General features: G+C 54.1%; 18 protein-coding genes and 2 pseudogenes. 10 read left to right on the forward strand and 10 right to left on the reverse strand.

All coding sequences use genetic code 11. The features are described from left to right. The 7 genes and pseudogenes from tdh to truA all read left to right on the forward strand — a co-directional run. Positions 1–140: pseudogene (gene tdh / locus MV985_RS08260) on the forward strand (L-threonine 3-dehydrogenase); the annotation flags it as partial. 249 nt (positions 141–389) lie between these two features. After that, a complete protein-coding gene (locus MV985_RS08265) occupies positions 390–1,601 on the forward strand; it encodes an MFS transporter (RefSeq protein WP_297465187.1) in 1,212 nt (403 codons plus the stop codon). Between the two features lie 215 nt (positions 1,602–1,816). Then, entirely contained in the window at positions 1,817–3,319 is a 1,503-nt protein-coding gene (locus tag MV985_RS08270) for a phenylalanine--tRNA ligase subunit alpha (protein ID WP_297465190.1), read from the forward strand. A gap of 4 nt (positions 3,320–3,323) precedes the next feature. After that, positions 3,324–3,536 carry a hypothetical protein gene (locus tag MV985_RS08275; protein ID WP_297465193.1) on the forward strand — a complete coding sequence of 71 codons (213 nt, stop codon included), beginning with the start codon at positions 3,324–3,326 and terminating at the stop codon, positions 3,534–3,536. Continuing rightward, complete coding sequence (locus MV985_RS08280) at positions 3,500–3,943, forward strand: PIN domain-containing protein (RefSeq protein ID WP_297465195.1); 444 nt, start codon at positions 3,500–3,502, stop codon at positions 3,941–3,943. The genes MV985_RS08275 and MV985_RS08280 overlap by 37 nt, the downstream gene beginning before the upstream one ends. A 4-nt stretch (positions 3,944–3,947) precedes the next feature. After that, on the forward strand, positions 3,948–5,654 hold the full coding sequence (pheT, locus tag MV985_RS08285) for a phenylalanine--tRNA ligase subunit beta (RefSeq protein ID WP_297465197.1): 1,707 nt from the start codon (positions 3,948–3,950) through the stop codon (positions 5,652–5,654). A gap of 241 nt (positions 5,655–5,895) precedes the next feature. Beyond that, positions 5,896–6,699 (forward strand): tRNA pseudouridine(38-40) synthase TruA, encoded by an 804-nt coding sequence (gene truA, locus MV985_RS08290; RefSeq protein ID WP_297465217.1) that lies wholly within the window; start codon positions 5,896–5,898, stop codon positions 6,697–6,699. Here truA and MV985_RS08295 read toward each other — a convergent pair. After that, positions 6,646–8,040, reverse strand: a complete 1,395-nt coding sequence (locus MV985_RS08295) for a DEAD/DEAH box helicase (protein WP_297465219.1) — start codon at positions 8,038–8,040, stop codon at positions 6,646–6,648. The genes truA and MV985_RS08295 overlap by 54 nt on opposite strands. 72 nt (positions 8,041–8,112) lie before the next feature. On the opposite strand from MV985_RS08295, the gene MV985_RS08300 reads away from it, so the two are divergent. Beyond that, entirely contained in the window at positions 8,113–9,378 is a 1,266-nt protein-coding gene (locus MV985_RS08300; RefSeq protein WP_297465199.1) for a UbiD family decarboxylase, read from the forward strand. Here MV985_RS08300 and MV985_RS08305 read toward each other — a convergent pair. The 9 genes from MV985_RS08305 to sppA form a co-directional block, all read right to left on the reverse strand. Then, positions 9,375–10,301 carry an ABC transporter ATP-binding protein gene (locus MV985_RS08305; RefSeq protein WP_297465221.1) on the reverse strand — a complete coding sequence of 309 codons (927 nt, stop codon included), beginning with the start codon at positions 10,299–10,301 and terminating at the stop codon, positions 9,375–9,377. The genes MV985_RS08300 and MV985_RS08305 overlap by 4 nt on opposite strands. A gap of 5 nt (positions 10,302–10,306) precedes the next feature. After that, positions 10,307–11,212, reverse strand: coding sequence for an ABC transporter permease subunit (locus MV985_RS08310; RefSeq protein WP_297465201.1), 906 nt, complete (start codon positions 11,210–11,212; stop codon positions 10,307–10,309). 90 nt (positions 11,213–11,302) lie between these two features. Further along, the gene (locus tag MV985_RS08315) at positions 11,303–12,094 is read right to left on the reverse strand and encodes an N-glycosylase/DNA lyase (protein ID WP_297465203.1); all 792 of its coding nucleotides are present in this window, start codon (positions 12,092–12,094) and stop codon (positions 11,303–11,305) included. 41 nt (positions 12,095–12,135) lie between these two features. Next, positions 12,136–12,468 carry a HEPN domain-containing protein gene (locus tag MV985_RS08320; RefSeq protein ID WP_297465205.1) on the reverse strand — a complete coding sequence of 111 codons (333 nt, stop codon included), beginning with the start codon at positions 12,466–12,468 and terminating at the stop codon, positions 12,136–12,138. After that, positions 12,444–12,833, reverse strand: coding sequence for a nucleotidyltransferase domain-containing protein (locus MV985_RS08325; protein ID WP_297465207.1), 390 nt, complete (start codon positions 12,831–12,833; stop codon positions 12,444–12,446). The genes MV985_RS08320 and MV985_RS08325 overlap by 25 nt, the downstream gene beginning before the upstream one ends. Positions 12,834–12,844: 11 nt before the next feature. After that, a complete protein-coding gene (locus tag MV985_RS08330; RefSeq protein WP_297465223.1) occupies positions 12,845–13,813 on the reverse strand; it encodes a beta-ribofuranosylaminobenzene 5'-phosphate synthase family protein in 969 nt (322 codons plus the stop codon). A gap of 16 nt (positions 13,814–13,829) precedes the next feature. Further along, positions 13,830–14,834 carry an AI-2E family transporter gene (locus MV985_RS08335; RefSeq protein WP_297465209.1) on the reverse strand — a complete coding sequence of 335 codons (1,005 nt, stop codon included), beginning with the start codon at positions 14,832–14,834 and terminating at the stop codon, positions 13,830–13,832. Beyond that, entirely contained in the window at positions 14,824–15,303 is a 480-nt protein-coding gene (locus MV985_RS08340) for a PH1570 family protein (RefSeq protein WP_297465211.1), read from the reverse strand. The genes MV985_RS08335 and MV985_RS08340 overlap by 11 nt, the downstream gene beginning before the upstream one ends. 4 nt (positions 15,304–15,307) lie before the next feature. Next, positions 15,308–16,303, reverse strand: a complete 996-nt coding sequence (gene sppA / locus MV985_RS08345) for a signal peptide peptidase SppA (protein ID WP_297465213.1) — start codon at positions 16,301–16,303, stop codon at positions 15,308–15,310. Between the two features lie 92 nt (positions 16,304–16,395). On the opposite strand from sppA, the gene MV985_RS08350 reads away from it, so the two are divergent. Next, a complete protein-coding gene (locus MV985_RS08350; RefSeq protein WP_297465215.1) occupies positions 16,396–17,202 on the forward strand; it encodes a sugar phosphate isomerase/epimerase in 807 nt (268 codons plus the stop codon). Positions 17,203–17,306: 104 nt separating this feature from the next. Beyond that, positions 17,307–17,977 (forward strand): annotated as a pseudogene (locus MV985_RS08355) (hypothetical protein); the annotation flags it as partial.

Below are 17,977 nucleotides of genomic sequence, written 5' to 3' on the forward strand. Positions count from 1 at the left end.
CAAGCCTCATCCAGAGCGGAAAACTTAACCTCGACGAGGTCATAACCCACAGGTACAAAGGCTTCGACAGGTTCGAGGAAGCTTTCGAGCTGATGCGCGCGGGCAAGACCGGAAAGGTCGTCTTCTTCCCCAAGGAGTGAGGGCTTTTCATTTTACATTTCTCTTTTGAAAGCCTCGTCCCTCCCGGCCGAGGGGGTTGGTCTTTAATCTGCTCCCTCTATCAAGTTTTATCCTGGAGTTTCCCGATGCCATTTCGAGTTAATTGCATAATTTTTAAAAAAAAATAATTGCTTATTAATCACAAGTGAAGGAGATTACTTGAGCCCCTCTTCGTTTTTATTTTTGTTTAACTATGGATTTAACTATGGACAAAATATGGGGGATGAATTATGGACATGACGAGGCGCTATGTCATGCTCTACATTTTCATGAGTACTGCATTTATTGGAAATCTTTTAGTTGTCTATTACCTCTCAAAGGGTCTCACATATACCCAAATAGGAATCGCGACATCGGTACTAACTGTGGGATTCTTCCTATTTGAAATACCAACAGGGATAGTAGCAGACAAGATGAGCAGAAAACTCAGTGTTCTGGTGGGTTTTACAATAAATATCATGGCTATGATATTTCTTATATTCCTTAAAGGATTCTCAATGCTAATTATATACTCTATTACCGCCTCATTTGGCGCAACATTCGTGAGCGGAAGCCTCCAAGCATGGTTATACGACAACCTAAAACACCTCGGCAGAGAAAAAGAGTATAGAAAACTAATGAAAGACATCAAAACCATAACCCTACCCCTCTCCGCCACCACAGTAGCCATCGGCGGAATCCTCGCCCAACTCTACGGCTTCACTCTCCCCTTAATCCTAACCCTAATCCTCGAAATAGCCACGCTTATAGTCGCCTACACAATCCCAGAATACGAATTCCAGAAACCCGAACGCTCCTACCTAACCCACACCCTCCAATCCTTCCGGGAAATCCGCCGGCCCGAACTCCTCTGGCTCATAATCCTCTCCATAACCGTCGTCATGGCCACCAACCAATTCCGCCAATTCTTCGAACCCTACTTAGGCGACATACTCGCCAAAATCCTCAAAACCACCCTCATGGGCGCCCTCGGAATCCTCGGCATCATTGAAGCCCTCGTCAAAGTCCTCCCCAAACTCATCGGAATCCGCTTGAGGGACAAATGGAGCGTCAAAGCCTACTCCCTCGCCCCACTAATCGTCCCAGTAATGACAGCCCTCTCGGTAGTTTATCAAAATCCCCTCTGGATAATCGCCTTGGGAATCATCGTTACGATAATACACACGGCCTTCGGCTTCAACCTCGGAATAGAACTCCAGCACAGGATTCCGAGCGAAAAGAGGGCCACAATAATGTCAATCTACTCAATGGTTTCAGCATTAGCAATGGGCGTCTTCTACTTCATCTACGGTTTCGTCGTGGACTGGCTTGGCTTGGCCGAAGCGAGATTACTCTTCGCCTTAATCCTCCTCGGTGCTGGCGTCTCATTGAAGGCCGGGGAACTCTTAGGCCCACTCAGGGATGTTCTGAAGCTAAATCACATAGAAGCTCTATATGACTGAGGGTTTTGTCTTTATTTTCTTTGAGGAGTGAGCAGCGTAAAATTTGCCAGCAGGCCAAACCAGGAGTAGTGGCGGGCCCGCGAACAGAGCCATTCTTGATTGGTTAACTCGCCGAAACCTGACCAGGGCGGGAAGAAGGCCGGCCTGACATTCCCCTTTTGACCCACCGCAATTCTCTTAAGTTCTCCCCCTCATCCTCACCGGGAGGTGGCACCATGGAGCTAAGCTACCAAGAGAAGCTCACGCTTATCAAGCTCGGTGAGCTTAAAAGGGCTAAATTCGAGGAGTTAGTAGAAAAAACCGGCCTCGAACAGGTAGCCGTGATGAGGGCCGTCCTCGGTCTTCAGGCGAAAGGTTTGGCAAAGCTCCACGAGAAGAGCGAAAAGGTTGTAAAGCTCACCGAGACCGGGAAAAAGTACGCTGACATAGGCCTTCCGGAGTGGAGGGCTCTGAAGGTTCTGAGGGAGAAAAGAAAGGTTACACTCGATGACCTGAGGGAAGTTCTCAGCGAAGATGAGCTGAAGCCGATAGTCGGCCTTCTCAGGAAGGAGGGCTGGGCAAACGTTAGAAAGGAGGACGGAAAGCTGGTCCTTGAAATCACTGGAAAGGGCCTCAACGCCGAAGATAGGCCTATTGACAGAGCCTTAAAACTTCTCGCCGAGAAGAAAGTTGTCCCACTCAAAGAAATTGAGAATCTGGTTCCCGTTAAAGAGCTCAAGAGAAGGAAGGTGGCGGAGGAAGAGACGGTAACCGAGAGAAGGGTTGAGATAACCCCTGCCGGAGAGGAGCTCGTGAAAAAGGGCATCGAGCTGAAGAGGGAAGTTTCCCTCCTGACACCGGAGCTCATAAAGTCCGGCAAATGGCGCGAAGTCGAGTTCAGGCGCTTTGATATAAAAGCCCCCGTCAGGAGGATTTATCCCGGCAAGAAACAGCCATACAGGGCTTTCCTTGATAAAATAAGGAGAAGGCTCATAGAGATGGGCTTCATCGAGATGACGGTTGAAAGCCTCATAGAGACCCAGTTCTGGAACTTCGATGCCCTCTTCCAGCCGCAGAACCACCCCGCCAGAGAATGGACGGACACATACCAGCTTAAGTACCCAAAGAGCGGTCACCTGCCCGAGAATGAGCTCGTTGAGAGGGTTAAAGAGGCACACGAACGCGGTTTGGCCGGTTCCCGTGGCTGGGGTTATACCTGGAGTCCAGAGAGGGCGATGCTCCTGATGCCGAGGGCACACGGAACCGCCCTCGATGCCAGACAGCTCGCCAAAGGCGTCGAAATACCCGGGAAATACTTCACGATACAGCGCGTTTTCAGACCGGACGTCCTTGATAGAACCCACCTCATTGAGTTCAACCAGATAGACGGCTTCGTCGTTGGTGAGGATTTAAACTTCAGGCACCTCCTTGGAATCCTCAAGCGCTTCGCCGTTGAGATAGCCGGAGCGAAAAAAGTCAAGTTCCTGCCGGATTACTACCCCTTCACAGAGCCGAGCGTCCAGATGAGCGCCTATCACCCTGAACTCGGCTGGGTCGAGTTCGGTGGAGCGGGAATATTCCGGGAGGAGATGACCAAGGCTTTGGGCATAGACGCTCCGGTAATAGCGTGGGGCATAGGCATTGACAGATTGGCCATGTTCAAGCTCGGCATTGACGACATCCGCTACCTGTTCAGCTACGACTTGAGGTGGCTCAGGGAAGCGAAGCTGGTGTGGTGATACCATGCCCAAAGTCGTTATAGAGGTCCCATCGGGTGTGAGGAAGGAGTTTGTGGAACTCCAAGTTAAGAGGGCCATTGAGGCGGAGAAAGCAAGGCTGGCCTTTGTTGAAGACATCGCCAAGAGGCTAAACATAGATGAAGAAGACCTCAAGGAAATCGAAGCCCTGAGGGAAGAGGCATGGAGAGACTTCAAGAAAGGGCTAAAGCTGGAGTAATAATAGACACCAACGTGCTTATATCGGCGTTGCATCCCAAGAATTCCCGGTTACGGGAGTTCTTGCTAACGGCGGAAATTCCACTCCATGCGCCTGACTACATGCTCGGGGAACTTAAAAAATACTGGCCCGTTATCGAGAGAAAAGCCGAGAAACGAGGGATAAGCAACGCCGAGTTAATGCATTTCAGAGAGGAACTTATATCCCGAATTATCTTTCACCCGCTAAGCGAGTACCGTCCCTTTATAAAACGTGCCTATGAGATTTGCAGGAAGTTTGATGAAAAGGACACTCCCTTCGTTGCCCTCGCCCTTGCCCTCTCCCTTCCCATCGTAACAAACGATAAGGGGATACTGGCCAATAAAGGTCCCTATGATGCGTTTCCGGTTGAAGAACTGTTGAGGTGATACCATGCCGAAGTTTGACGTCTCAAAGTCCGACCTTGAGAGGCTCATCGGGAGGAGCTTCACAGTCGAGGAGTGGGAGGACCTCTTCCTCTACGCGAAATGTGAAATGGACGATGTCTGGGAGGAGAACGGGGAGATATACTTCAAGGCCGACTCAAAGGACACCAACAGGCCCGACCTGTGGAGTGCAGAGGGAATAGCGAGGCAGATAAAGTGGGCGCTCGGAATGGAAAAGGGCCTGCCGAAGTATGAAGTGGAAAAGAGCGATGTTACAGTTTACGTTGACGAGAAGCTGAGGGACATAAGGCCCTACGGTGTCTATGCCATAGTTGAAGGCCTTCACCTCGATGAAGAGGCGCTAAAGCAGATGATAAACCTTCAGGAGAAAGTTGCCTTAACCTTTGGAAGGCGTAGAAGGGAGGTGGCGATTGGCATCTTCGACTTCGACAGGGTAAAGCCGCCAATTTATTACAGAGCAGCGAACAAGACCGAAAAATTCATACCCCTCGGCTTTACCGAGGAGTTAACGCTTGAGGAAATCCTTGAGAAGCACGAGAAAGGAAAGGAGTACGGGCACCTCATCAGGGACAAGCCCTATTATCCGCTCCTCGTTGACAGCGAGGGGAAAGTCCTCTCGATGCCGCCGATCATCAACTCCGAGGTGACTGGGCGAGTAACGACCGAAACCCGGAATGTTTTCGTTGACGTCACGGGATGGGATTTGAACAAGGTCATGCTGGCTCTAAACGTCGTCGTTACTGCTTTAGCTGAGCGCGGTGGGAAGATAAAGAGCGTGAAGGTTGTCTACCCTGACTTCGAGGTCGAAACGCCCGATTTAACTCCCAAGAGCTTTGAGGTTGAGCTGGACTACATAAGGAAGCTCTCCGGCCTTGAGCTGAGCGACGAAGAAATCAAGGACCTCCTTGAGAGGATGATGTACGAGGTCAAGCTTGAAGGCGGAAAGGCAGAGCTCCTCTATCCGGCTTTCCGCGACGACATAATGCACGCGAGGGACGTTTTGGAGGATGTCCTAATAGCATACGGCTACAACGAGATTGATCCCGAGGAGCCTAAGCTTGCCGTCCAGGGCAGGGGGGACAAGTTCATCGAGTTTGAAGACGCTGTGCGAGAACTCATGGTGGGCTTCGGCCTTCAGGAGGTCATGACCTTTAACCTGACCAACAGGGAGGCGCAGTACGAAAAGATGAACCTCAAATACGGGAAGGACTATTTCAACCACCCGCCGGCGGAACTCGTCGAGATTGAAAACCCGATAAGCCCCAAGTGGTCTGCCCTCAGGGTCTGGCTCCTCCCGAGCCTCCTCGACTTCCTGAGTCAGAACACCCACGAGGAGTACCCGCAGAGGCTCTTCGAGGTTGGAAAGGCAACGCTCATAGATGAGAGCAGGGAAACTAAAACGGTGAGCGAGAGCAAGCTTGCCGTTGTTCTGGCCCACCCGCGCGTGACCTTCACCGAGGCCAAGGAGATACTCGATTCGGTGATGCGCCACCTTGGCTTCTCCTATGAACTGGAAGAGATCGAGCACCCGAGCTTCATCCCGGGAAGGGTTGGAAAAATAGTCGTCGATGGAAAGGCGATAGGAATCATAGGGGAAATACACCCGGCCGTGTTAGAGAACTGGGGTCTTGAGATGCCGGTTGCGGCCTTTGAGCTGTTTCTGGCCCCGCTCTACAGCGAGCCGTATCTCTGAGCTACTCCCCTTTCCTCTTTTCCATTATGGCGAGCATTATCTCGAAGTTCGTCACGTTCGCAAGTATCTCTTCATCAAACACATTCTCCATGCAATCACCTTAATGAAAGCCATCCTCCGCGGTTTATCAGCTTTGTCCCCAACTTTTGGGATTTTATCCAAAGGTAGGGTTTCTCTTTGTAAAGAAATTCGTCCATCCGTCGGGGAAAAGCCCTTATACCCCCTCTGAAAACCGTTGAGCATGAAGCTCGCACTCAGGATAGCCTACGATGGAACCGCCTTCTACGGCTTCCAGAGGCAGCCCGACGTGAGGACCGTGGAGGGGGAACTGCTAAGGATTCTCACCCGGCTGGGCATCATCAAAGACGTCGAAAGCTCGGACTTTAAAGGGGCCTCACGGACGGATAGGGGTGTTTCTGCCCTCTTCAACGTTGTCTCTTTCGTCCCGGGGGGGAGAGCCGATTTGGCTAGACCGGAGGTTCTAAATCACCACCTACGGGATGTATGGGTTCTCGGTTTCTCCGAAGTCCCCGAGGAGTTCCATCCCCGGTTCTGGGCGAGGTCAAAGACCTACCGCTACTACCTTGTGAACGAGGGCTTTGAGCGCGGAAAGATGGAGGAATGTGCCGAGCTTTTCGTTGGGGAGCACGACTTCTCGGCCTTTGCAAAGCTCGAACCCGGGAAGGACCCGATTAGAGAGGTAACGAGGGTCGGGATAGGGGAGAGGCAGGGCTACTACGTCATCGAGATCGAGGGGAAGAGCTTCCTCTGGGAGATGGCCCGCAGGATGGTGAACGCGATAAGGTTCTGCGGACTCGGTATCCTGGAACCCGCAGAGATTAGGAGAATGCTCAACGGGGAGTACACCAAAAAAGTCCCGCCCGCCCCTCCTGAGGGTCTGATACTGTGGCACATCGATTATCCCGGTCTGTCATTCAGAACCGACGAAAAGGGCCTTAGGAAAGCGAAGCGGGACCTCTTCGAGCGCTACTCAAGGGCGCTTACGAGGGCGGCGCTTCTTGGGGACGCTCTTCTCGAGCTTTGACTCCATCTCCCTGTCGTAGTATTTCCCGTAGTACTGTTTGAGGGCCTTCTGGCGCTCGATGAAGTGAGTGAAGAGCAGCGGATCGTCGTCCTGGACGTCGACTATAACCGCTTTCATCCCCTTCTTTGGCCTCAAAGCGCGCCCTATGGTCTGTATCGTCATTATGTCGCTTTTTCCACCACCAGCAAGGATTATCGCTGAAATCTCCGGTATGTCAACGCCCTCCTTGAGGAGCGTCGAAATGAGCACAGGAATCTCGCCGTTTCTGAATGCCTCTAAGATTTCCCAGCGGTTCTGACTCTTCGAGCTGAGGAACTCGGCACTTATTCCCCTCTCCTCGAGCATCCTCTTGAGTATCTTTCCGTGCTCTATGCGCTTGACGTCGATGAGGACGCGGTGGCCCTTTCTGGCGAGCTCGACGGCCTTCTCCACCACCGCCAAGTTCCTCTCATCGTTGTTCATCACGAGATCCTCGTAAAGCTCCTTGTAGCGTTCGCTGAAGGAGGGCATGCCCGACTCGTAGGTTATAACCTCAAAGCGCGGATTTGCGAGGAACTTCTCCTTAATCAGGTCCTCTGCCCTGACCTCGTAGATTACCGGGCCAACAACCGCCTCTATCTTTATCTCCTCGCCGCGAACGCGCCGCCAGGGGGTTGCGGAGAGGCCGAAGCGGTATACCTGGGGGAGGGAAAGGCCCAGCTGGTAGAACTTTTCCGCTGCGGAAGTCCTGTGGCACTCGTCGAACATGAGAACCGCGTATTCGTTCTGGAGCTTGTCAGCTCCCCTCGAGAGGAGCGTCTGTATCATCGCGACCGTTATCCTCCCTTCCTCCCAGCGGTTGTCCCCGACGATGCCGGGTTCGATTCCGAGGACCTCGTGGACCTTGTCCACCCACTGGTAGAGGAGTTCCTTGGTGTGGACCACTATGAGAGCAGAGAGGTCAATCTCATGGATTATCCTCAGTCCAACGACCGTTTTGCCGCTCCCCACCGGCAGTGCTAAAACGCCCATCTTCTCCTTCAGGGCTTTCCTGACGGCCCTCTCCTGATATTTCCTCAGGGAGTACTCCTCGTTCCAGGTCGAGTTGAGCTTAACGCCGCGAACCCGGCGCTCGTCCTTCACGCGGACGCGGTAGCCTCTGCTGTTGAGGAACTTCTTGACCCGAGGGAGGAGGCCAACCGGAAAAGTCTTCTCGTAGGGGTCGTAGAGGCTCTCCGGCTTGTCCCACTTACCGAAATCCCTGCGGTAGCTCAGCAGTTCGTATATTTTGAAATAGAGCTGGGGATCGGCCTTCTCGATCCTCACCAGCGCCGAGCCATCGGGAATCCTGAGGATCACCATAGGCATGGCAAATCAAAGCAGGTCTGGAAAAAGGCTTTATAGACCTTTTGGAACAGGATCTAAGGTGGTACCATGCTGAGGGAGATACTGGAGCGCTTTGACGAGACCGTTGTGGTGGAAAAGCCCGTGAGTAAGGAGCTTGAGATTACTAAATACCTTCTCAAGTACCGCGACAGGCCCGTTCTTTTCAGGGATGTGGACGGCTGGAGCGTTGCGGGCAACATCTGGAGCACCCGCGGGAGGATAGCAAAATTCCTTGGGATCGATAGAGAAGACCTCCTCCACTTCATAGCAGACGCGATGGAGAATCCGGCCCCCTACGAAACTGTTGATGATGCTCCCTTCCTGAGGAACTCAACGGAGGACTTCTCCCTCCTTGAGCTTCCGGTTCCAAAGTACTATCCCAAGGACGGCGGCCAGTACTTCACCTCGGCGATGGTCATTGCGAAGGACGAGAGCGGCTTCGTCAACGCCTCCTTCCACAGGATAATGGTGCGCGACGATAAAACGGCCGCGATAAGACTGGTCCCGAGGCACCTCTACTCGATGTGGAAGGACAAAGCTGAGCACGGAGAAGAGCTTGACGTGAGGATCATCGTCGGAAACCCGGTTCACATTCTCTTAGCTGGGGCAACGAGCACCTCCTACGGAATAAGCGAGCTTGAGATAGCGAGCAGGATGAGCGAGGGGGCCTTTGGAAAACCCCTCGAGGTTGTTGACCTGAGGGGCATCCCGGTTCCAGTCGAGACCGAGTTCGTCTTCGAGGCGAGGATAACGCCTGAACTCGTCGACGAGGGACCCTTCGTTGACATAACGGGCACCTACGACTACGTGAGGAAGCAGCCGCTGGTGGTCTTCGAGAGGATGTACCACGTTGACGAGCCGATTTTCCACGCGCTCCTGCCGGGCGGCTACGAGCACTTCATGCTCATGGGGCTGCCCAAGGAGCCGCAGATATACGCGAGCGTCAAGCGCGTCGTTCCAAAGGTTCACGGGGTTCGCTTAACGGAAGGAGGCGCTATGTGGCTCCACGCCGTTGTTTCAATAACCAAACAGCACGACGGCGACGGCAAGAACGCTATTTTGGCGGCCTTTGCAGGCCACCCCAGCTTAAAGCATGTCATCGTCGTTGACGAGGACATCAACATCTACGACGACCGTGATGTGGAATGGGCGATAGCTACGCGCTTCCAGGCCGATAAAGACCTCGTGGTGATTCCAAACGCGAGGGGAAGCTCCCTTGATCCCTCAGCAACGAAAAGCTTAACCGCCAAGTGGGGGATAGACGCAACAAAACCGCTCGAAAGAAAGGAGGAGTTCGAGAGGGCCAAGGTTTAGTCCTCCTCTTTCACCAGGCTCAGGAAGACCTCCTCCAAACTCGGCACGCGGACCATGAGCTGGAGTATCTTCGCGCCCTGCCCCCACACGAGGTCGTTTACCTCCTCCCTTATGTCTCCAGGGGCTTTTATTTTGTACTTCGTTGGAGAGACACGCTCGACCTCCCAGTCAACGCCCTCGAAGCTCACCGGCTTGTTTGTCTCGAGGAGGATGAGGTAGCCCGCTTTTTTGAGGAAGTTCTCTTTGATCTGTTTTATGTTTCCCTCAAGGCGGAGTTTGCCTCTGACGATAACTCCAACTGTGTCGCAGACTTCTTCGACGTGCGCTAAGATGTGGCTGGAGAAGAAGACTGTTTTTCCGGCCTTCTTCTGCTCTCTAATAACCTCCTTGAACTCCGCTATTCCTTTGGGGTCGAGGCCACTCATGGGTTCATCGAGGATGAGGAGTTCTGGATCGTTGATTAAAGCCTGAGCAAGCAAAAGCCTCTGCCGCATCCCCTTCGAGAACTTACCAACCTTCTTGTCCTTCACCTCCCAGAGGTTCACGGTCTCGAGGAGTTCCCTTATCCTCTTTCCCCTCTCCGTCCTGGGTATGTCAAAGGAGTCCGCCAGGATGTCGAGGGTCTGATACGGCGTGAGAAAGTCCCAAAGCGTGGCGTGCTCGGGCATGTAGCCGATCTTGGACTTCGCCTCGAGGAGGGCTTTTTCGCTGAACTTACCGTCCCGAAAGACTTCCTTTCCAAGGAGACTTATCCTCCCGGAGTTGGGGTATATCAGTCCGAGGGTGCCCAGTATTGCCGTGCTTTTTCCAGCCCCGTTCGGGCCTAAAAATCCGTATATCTGTCCCTCCTTAACCTCGAGGCTTAGCCCGTCGAGGGCGCGGACGTCCCTGTAAACCTTGACTAAGCTATCAATCCTGAGCATCGCCATCACCTTAGATCCATCCTGACGAATCGAACCACCGCGAGGGCCAGGTAAGCGGCGGACATGAGGAACAGGAGCAGGACGTTGACCCACCTCGTCCTTATCGCGTGGCCCACCCCGTTGTAGGTTGGAATCGACTTGGTGTATGTTACCTTTCCTTTGGGGGTATCGACGGTCTTCTTGACCTCCCTGTAGTCCGAGACGTACGAGGTTATGACCTCGACCTGTGCCGTGGGCGAGTAGAAGATGTATTTCGTGTAGTAGTCCGCCTTCAGGTCTCGCAGTCCCCCTTCAGAGATGTCGCCCGGGGCGTGGGTGTACATCTCGTACTGGACGAAGATGGGGATGACGAGGTAGATGATGAAGAACAGCACGAGGGCAACGCCGAGGGCCGAACCCGAGGACTTCAGGAACGTCGAGAGGATGTAACCCAAGGCCAGGAACTCGACCATCACCATGAACAGCACGAGGTTCAGGAGCAGGACGTCGCTGACGACGTTCCCTGTGAGGTCAACTCCAACGTAGGCCAAACCGGCCAGTGCCACCGCGACGGCCAGCAGAACAGCTCCGAAGAAGACGACGCTCTGCCCGGAGAACTTCCCGAGGATGTAGCTCAGCCGGCTTATCTTCTTGCTAAGGACAACCCGTATTGTACCCTCTTCTATCTCCTTGTTCACGGAGGTTGCCCCCATCACGATGGCCACTATCCCGAGGAAGAACATCGACATGCCCGTGATGAACTGTATCATTATCGCCATCGCCGCCTCGCCGCTCATCTCCCCGCCGCTTCCGGTTCCCTGCTTCAGCAGGTAGATGACCGGTATGTAGAGAAGGAGCATGATGAGAAGCACTGCCCAGAGCTTTTTGGTGCGTATTCCCTTCTTAAGCTCGAGTTTGAATCCCCACCACAAAACTCACACCTCCCTTCGGCCTGACTGGAACTCTGATGAAGAGTATAAAATGTTTTCTCTCGCGATGGTTAAAAACCAAAGGTTGTAGTGTCAGAGTGCGGCGAGTTCAAGGACGAGTTCCGCTTTGTTGCATCTCTCGCGCAGGCGCCTCATGACCTCCCCTTTTCCGCCGAGGGCGGGCCAGAGAATAGAGTCTATATGAAGCGGCGGGATTCCGGTCTGCTCAGCCACCCTCGCCCAGAAGCTCACGGGCGGCTCGTTCGTGAACCTTTTGGTGTAGGCGTTTATCCTTACGTCATCGGGGATTTCGATGGACATTGGGTAGGGCACGAACTCTTTAAAGGCCATCCTCCCCGCGTAGCCGAACATCTTGACCGCGAAGACCACCGTCTTGGCGCTCCTCTTTGAGCCGAGGACGCGAGCTAGGTCGTTCCTTAAACTCTCCATTCCCTCAAAGTAGTAGTCCCTCAGGGTTTCGATGTCGAGTCCATCGAGGAAGGGCTGGAGCTTCTCAAGACGCTTGAGCTTTCCGGCGACGAGGCGCCTGTTCGTCCGCGATGCGGGGAGAAAGCGGGCGTAGGCCTCAGCAATGCTCCCTTCCGGTGGGTTGGCCGAAAAATAGCGCGAGAACTCCCACCACCAGTCCTCCCCCTTTCCACTCAGCTGGTAGCTCACTATGGAGTTGGCCAGCACGAGCTTGATGAAGAGTTCGTCATCGCCGAGGTTCCCGCGGAGGTTTCTAAGTGCGTCGAACTGGAGGTCAACTCGCTCCTCTATCGTCCGGGCGCAGTCGAGACCCAGCTTTTTAAGGTGGTTCACGAGAAGTTCAACCTTCTCCGCGTTCTCCCGGTATTTGACCCTGATGAAGCGGTCGAGGGTCATAGCCTTTTCACCACCTCAAAATACACCTTTTTAGCGGGGTATCATACCAGCGGGACGTCATCAGGACGGTAGTCTTTGAACGGGTCGAATCCTGGAGTATAGTATCTGCTCCGCGTGTATTCGCGCTCGATCCCGCCCAAACTGAGCATGTCCTCCTCGGACAGCTCGATATCTGCCATGGACGCGAGGACGGCCAGCTTGTGAGTCCTGACGTCGATGTTCCTGGAAAGAAGGAGGGCCTTGAGTGATTTCTCGACCGCCTGCTGGATGTGGAATAGGCAAAATTGAGACGACCGCTGATGATTTTCGTCCATGGCCGCGTTTAGGTGCTCTTCCGCAAGCCTCAGCGTCATACGAGCTGGGCCACGTTCCATACCTTCCCCTCCTCAACGAATACCGGCTTCTTTGACTTTATCTTTCCACGCGGGGAGTCAAGGATCGCCTTCCATTCGGATTCTCCTTTGAGGACTGTGTATCCGGTCAGAACGCTCCACAGAATTGGGTTGTCGGCCGTTAGCTCATCCTCAGAGACAATCAAGACATCGTAGGGGGTTTCCTCCTCCCTCTCGAGCCTGAACAGCTCCCTCCAGAAGAGCGGCTCATCCGTCCTATATTTGACCACTATCAGCACGTCGTAATCTGAGTCTTCCCTCGCCCTTGAGCCGAAGAGAATAACCACGCGGGCGTTCTCACCAAAGAAGCGCTCTATCAGGCGCAGGAGGTTATCAAGTTCCCCCATTGTCCCACCGTTCATTTTTGATTCACTGAGCTTATCAACCTTTCTAGGTAGCCGTGGCTGACCACCTCCGCTCCAGAGTTCCTCGGAAGTCCAAGCTCCACCTTTGCCCCCACGCCCTGCTCCCGCAGGAAGTCGCGGGCTTCAGCGGAAAGCCTCTGGAAGTCAGCTTTCCTTATGAGGCCGTAAACGGTTGGACCCCAGCTGCTCTGGCCGGCGCCGTAGGTTTTCTCGGCGAGAAAGTCAAGGATAAGCCCCACGTCCTCCCTGAACTCGCCGCCCTGGTAGTCCTCAAAGTGCCTGCCAACGAGCCGCTGAACGGCATTTAAATGCTCTCCGAAGGTTTTGATGTCCCTCTCCTTCAAAGCTGGGAGGAGGCCGAGCAGAATCCTGTGGCTTATCTCCATCGCGGCATCGGGTTTTCCAGAAAGGCCGGCCATCACTGGCTTTTCCTCCTCCTCATCGAAGCCGGGCTTAAGCTCCGGGATTATCAGCAGGAACGCCCAGTCCTCCGGGAAGTCCTCGCGGAATATGAGCGGCGGAAGGTCGTTTTTAACCCCTCCGTCTATCACGAAGCCCCCATGGGCGAAGGAGTAAACGCCGGCCCCACTCTCCCTCCCCCTGCCGAGTGTTTTTGCAAGCTCCTCGACTGAGAGGTTGAGGTTTCTCAGCCTTGCTACCCCGAGGCCCACCGCCAGGCTGAGCTGGGTAGTTGAGCCGAGGCCGACGTGCCTTGGGATGCCTTTTCTGACCTCCACGCGGTAGTTCACGCCGGTTCCGTAGGCGGAGTTCATCCTCTTGAGGGTGGCCTCTATCGTGTCCCTGTCTTCCCTCCCGGCCACTATCTCCCTCGAGTCAGACTCGAGGATTTCTATCTCATAGCCGCCCTCGAGGGCCACGCCGAGGCTTCCGAAGCGCCTCCCCAGAAGGGCGGATGGGTCAATCAGGCCGAGGTGTAGTCTCCGCGGGGTGCGAATTATCACGAGCATCACCCCCATCTCACGAGGCAACTCCCTCCCCGAGTTCCCTCGTCCTCTTCCACTCCTCCAGCAGGGTCCCGAGGAGGGAGAGGGCCACGGGACCGATGATTACCCCGACGAGACCGAAGGCGAAGTACCCTCCAAAGATGCCGACGAGGCTTATGAAAGCGTTAACGCCGGTTTCTCTCTTCCCGAGCCTGGAGCGGAGAAGATAGTCCGGCAGGGGGGAAACGAGGGTGAAGCCGTAGATAGAGAACAGAACCGCGTCGAAATGGTTTCCCGAAGTGAATAGGTATATCGCACCGGCCAGCCATATCATCCAGCCGCCCAGCACGGGGAGGAGCTCGAACACCACGGTGAAGATGCCGGCCGCTATGGAACCTCCGGCAGAGGAGATGGAGAAGGCGTAGAAGCCCAGGGATATCAGGACCCCCTTCACGACGCTAATGGCCAGCCACCCGCGGAGGAGGGTGTGGAGGGTCTCACCGGCGCGTCTCAGGAGTTTAAGCGCGAGTTCGCGGTTTTCCTCCGGCAGGAGGGAATATATCTCGTCACGGATGGCCCGCGTGTTAACGAGAACACCGTAGAAGGCGAAGACCATCACTATTGTCTGAAGGGCCAGCCTGGGGAGGGAGTATGTGTAGCCCAGGACGTACTCCTCGAACCTCCTGGGAATGTCCCGGGCCAGGTGTTTGATGAGCTCGTATACTGCCGCGGGAAGGTTGAATTCGAGGAGCCACCGGAAGAAGGCGTCGATGTAGTAAGCCAGCGACTGCTTGACGTCGTTTATCCAGAGGGCGTAACCGATCATAAAGAGGAACGCCAGGAGGGTGAGGATTCCGGTGATCGCAAAGGCAGAGATCCGGTTGCCCAGTCTTTCCGACAGTCTCTCGTGCAGGGGATAGAGTATGTAGGCAAGGGTAACCGCGAGGATCAGGGGGGAGAGTATGGGACTAACCGTCTCCCACACGAGGTAGAGGACCACGAGCGATATAGCTATCCAGACCGCAGCCTCAAGCTCCATCGAGCATCCCCAGGTACTTCAGTATGAGCTCCCTCGCCGAGGGCTTGTTGAAGACGAACAGGTAGCCCTCTTCCAGCAGAACGAAGTTCTTCCCCATTGCTAATAAGCCTTTCCCGAGTTTGTGAACCTCCGCCCTTTCGAGGTCAATGGCTTCTTTGACCTCCTCGGGGGCGTCTATGCTTTCGAGGGCCTTCTCAAGCCTGTTCCTGACGCTCCGGTTCAGGAACTTTACCGGGTTCGGGCGGAATTCCTCCACCCGGATTTCCTCAGCCTCCAGAGGAATCCCCCAGAAGTCCCTGGCACACTCGAAGGGATAGACGTATTCCTCCCCGTAGTCGGGGAGGTAAAGCTCCCTTATAACCGCGAGGAGAATCTTTCTGGCGTCCTTTCCGTAGAACTCGATCCTGAGGTTGAACTTCCCGTCCTCAAATCCGTTCTCAAAAACCTCCAGCTTCTCCTCACAGAGCATTCCATCACCCCCTCAGGTAGGCGTTAACGTAGCGCGGGTCGAGGAGGAGCGCGGTGCTTCCAAAGATCCCGAAGCTGGATTGTCCTTCATCCCCGTAGACCACCACTTTCGGGTTAGTGACGTTAAGCATTCCCTTGAGGACCCCAACGGCACGGTCGAGATCGCCGGTTTCATCCACGAGCGAGCCCTTAACGTCCCTCGCAAACCAGACCCTTCCCGTGGCGTACTTTCTGGTTTCGTTTATGCCCATCCCCCTCCCCGTGCTCACCGCCTGGAGGAAGGCCTGGAAGTAGGTCTCAACGCTGTTCTCAATCATCTTCCTCTCTTCCTCGGTTAAACCGCGCCATTCTGCTCCCATGTCCTTGTAGGGGCCAGTCTTGAAGACGTCAACCCTTATGCCGTTCATCTCGTAGTTCTTCCTGAGGTCGTAGTGGACGTAGATAACCCCTATGCTCCCCACCTCGGCCAGTGGATCGGCGATTATCCTCTCAGAACCCACGGCGATATAATAACCCCCCGAGGCCGCCAGACCACCGGTATACGCGATGACGGGCTTGAGGAGATCGAGCTTTTTCACGGTGTCGTATATCTCCCGAACGGGGGCCACGTAGCCACCGGGGCTCTCTATCCAGAGAACGACGCCGCCTATGGAATCGTTCTCCGCGATGTTCCTGAGGAGCGGGATTACCTCCAGGGCCTTATGATCGTCAATGGGGCCGAATATCGGGACTATGGCTATTGTAACGTTGTCTCTGGGAACCCTTTCCCGGAGAAGCTGGGCCCGCAGGAACTCCACCTGTCTCCTGAGGTCCTCCACCTGGAGCTCGTAGAGGGTGCCGTTGCAGGTTCCGTTGAGGGTTTCCCCCACAACCGTGGCGTTGAGGGGGACGTAGGAAACGGGTCCCGAGTTCTGGTTGTAGAGGAGAACGACCGCAACGCTCGAGACCGCGAGCAGGAGTATTAGAACTATTGAGATGTACTTCCATATGTTCCCCTTCATCCACTCACCGGGGGAGTTTTGCGCGTGGGCCTTTTAAGGCTGTCCCTCGGTAAGCTTTTATATCCCGCGGTACACCTTGCCATGGTGATGGTATGGAGATAGGTGTTACGATTTATCCGCACTTCGTCACGAAGGACAAGACCCTGGCCTCGGTTCTTGCGGACGTCAAGATAAAGAACTACGACTTCGTCTCGATATTTCCCCACACCCTTGGCCTGATAAAGAACGGCGTCGTCGTTGAGAAGAAGCTCCGGAACGTCGAAACCACACTCAGGGGCGTCGGCATAGACTACATCGTGAGAATGCCCACCTCGGTTAACCTACGCGACCATATCTACTACACCAGGCACTTCCGCGTTGCAAGGGCCGTTGCGGACGTGGCGATAAAGCTCGGGGCGAAGGTAATCGTCATGCAGAGCGGCAGAACCGGAAGGCTGGATCTTGAGATAGAGGCAATACAGCAGCTGGCGGACATGGTAGGGTCCTTCGGTATCAAGATAGCCCTCGAGAACACCTTCAGCGTCAAGGACACGCTCTATGTCGTTGACAGCGTTGACAGAAAAAACGTTGGCTTCGCCCTGGATGTCGCCCACGCCTTTCTAAGTGCTCAGGGAAACGAGGAAAAGCTCCTTGAGGATGTAAGGCTTGGCACCGACAAGACGATAATCCTTATGATACACGACAACTTCGGGAAGCTCTTCCCTCAGGTCGAGCCCGAAGACGCTTTAGCCTATGGTGTCGGAGACCTGCACCTCCTCCCTGGTGAGGGGAGCATACCCTTCGGCAAGGTCCTCAAGCTCTTTGGGGAGGTTCCACTCCTCCTTAAGGTCAAGGATCCGGAGAAGTTCTCAAAGATCCCCACGAAGCAGGGTCTGATAGAGCTCCTGACGAGCCTATGATTTTCCATTTTTTGCGTACTGTTTATTGTAGTAAGTGAAATTTGAATAGAAATCCTTTTAAGTTATCATTGGTTTTAGTACTTCGGTGAACTGCCGTGAAGAAAATGATTGGGTTTGTCTTGATGGCCCTTCTACTCGGGGCCATGGTATCGACTGCAAAGAGCGGACCCTACGTGGCTGCTAGGGAGACAAGCAACGAGCAGTATGAGGCTTTCTGGAAGATCCTGGACCGCGAAGCCGAATTGGTGGTTCGTTTCAACACCACACAGAATATTAGCCTCGCTCCCATACTAATAGAGAACTCCAGACTAGGAGCCAAGAACGCTGCCAACATCTCGGCCTTGATCTGGCAGGCTCTGGAGGAACTGAAGACTTCGGGAGTCAAAATGTACTATACCGCCGAAGAACTCCGAGAAATGGCCAAGAATATCAGCCGGGGTGGTCTACCGGAGGAGACAGTCCGAACACTAAAGAATCAGGGGTGGACCGATGAAGAGATTCGCGCTCTGGAAGAGTATATTGCTGGAAATTCAGACGAGATTAACGAGGACTTTAACATGACGGCTTTTCTTGAGGAGTTCTCGATGGCATTCATAGACGTGGCCTTCAAATACAATCACTATGAGACCTGGACTCTCGAAAAATGGAAGTGGAAACACTCGGTTGACATTAATCCCTCCGCATACAAAGGTGATAGAATGATTAACCCCCTCCTGGCTGATGAGTGGGTGAAATTTTACAGGACTTACGAAATCGGTAACATTGAAGGGATGGA

This window comes from Thermococcus sp., assembly GCF_027012695.1.
Classification (GTDB): domain Archaea; phylum Methanobacteriota_B; class Thermococci; order Thermococcales; family Thermococcaceae; genus Thermococcus.